Raw genomic sequence first — 1496 nt, forward strand, 5'->3', positions numbered from 1 at the left:
TGAAGTGCGCCCCCTAAGTTAGACCAAAAAATCTAACTTAGGGGGTTTTTTATGGTGAAATACGCGGATGCGTTCAAAAGACAAGTTGTTGAAGCTTATCGAAATGGCGAAGGTGGTTATGAAGCGTTGGCTCATCATTTTGGCATTCCAGCTGCATCGACAGTAAAAAAATGGGTGAAATCGGTTGAGCAACTCGGTTTTAATTCCTTGAATCGACGGAAGAAAAAACAAACTTATTCTTCTCAATTCAAGCGAGATGTCATACACTATTATTTAACTAGTGGTGACTCTTACCTGAATGTTGCGCTAAACTATGGCTTGCCTTCCGGAGACTTACTCCAACGGTGGCATCAAACGTTTTTGCACGAAGGCATGGAAGGTCTGACACCAAAACCGAAAGGAAGACCTTCTATGAACAAGAAAAAACAGAGCCAGAAAAAGCCACGTACACGTGAACAAGAACTGGAACGAGAGAATGAACTGCTTCGGGCAGAATTGGCTTTCGTAAAAAAGCTCCGAGCTTTAGGGATGAATGTCCCAGATCGACTCAAGAACGAGACGCACGAATCATCCACGCGCTCCGAAAAGAACACCGATTAACAATTCTTCTTGAGGCAACGAAATTCCCTAAAGCAACGTATATGTATTGGCAAAAACGGTTGGTTCGTGAAAATCCCGATGCGGAATTGGAGAAACTGATTACTAATATTTTCGAAGAAAATAACGGAAATTATGGCTATCGTCGTATTCAACTTGCGTTGAATGAGCGCGGACTAAAAGTAAATCAGAAAAAAATTCGTCGAATCATGCGGAAACTTGGATTAAAAGGACTAAAATTTACACGTAAATCTCGAAAGTACAGTTCTTATAGAGGAATGGTTGGACGTGTGGTAAAAAATCGGATTCATCGTCGCTTCTATACCTCTATTCCTCATCAAAAAATCACAACGGATACGACCGAATTTAAATATTATGAACGGGATAAGAAGGGAAAAATAATCATTAAGAAACTGTATTTAGATCCATTTCTTGATATGTTTAATGGCGAAATTTTGTCTTATCGAATCTCAGAAAAGCCAAATATTAAAGCCATTCTTGACGCACAAAAGGAAGCAATCATTCAAACTTCTGATTGTCTTTATCGCCGAACCTTTCATTCAGATCAAGGATGGGCATATCAAATGAAAAACTATCGAAATTCATTAGCGAATGAAAATATCTTTCAAAGCATGTCTCGAAAAGGAAATTGTCTTGATAACTCACTGATGGAGAATTTTTTTGGATTATTAAAACAGGAAATGTATCATGGTGTTGAATATACAAGTCTCGAAAGCTTAAAGCAGGCACTTGAAGAGTGGATTAGTTACTACAATCATCAGCGGATCAAAACGAAGCTTGGATGTAGTCCGGTTCAATATCGAGAACGAATGACAGCATAAAAATACCGACTAGAAAAATCTAATCGGTATATGGTCTAACTATTGGGTCTCACTTCA

At 38.6% G+C, this 1496-nt stretch carries 1 protein-coding gene; it reads left to right on the forward strand.

Annotation, left to right across the window (positions count from 1 at the left end; translation table 11 throughout):
- Positions 1 to 51 precede the first annotated feature (51 nt).
- Positions 52 to 1439, forward strand: a protein-coding gene (locus ACKTSC_RS13390) for an IS3 family transposase (RefSeq protein WP_407857830.1) whose coding sequence is annotated in 2 segments (ribosomal slippage) — positions 52 to 592 and positions 592 to 1439 — 1389 coding nt in all. Because the reading frame shifts where the segments join, the coding sequence is not laid out codon by codon here.
- Positions 1440 to 1496: the final 57 nt, after the last annotated feature.

This window comes from Enterococcus hailinensis (genome assembly GCF_045862035.1).
Lineage (GTDB): Bacteria > Bacillota > Bacilli > Lactobacillales > Enterococcaceae > Enterococcus_A > Enterococcus_A hailinensis.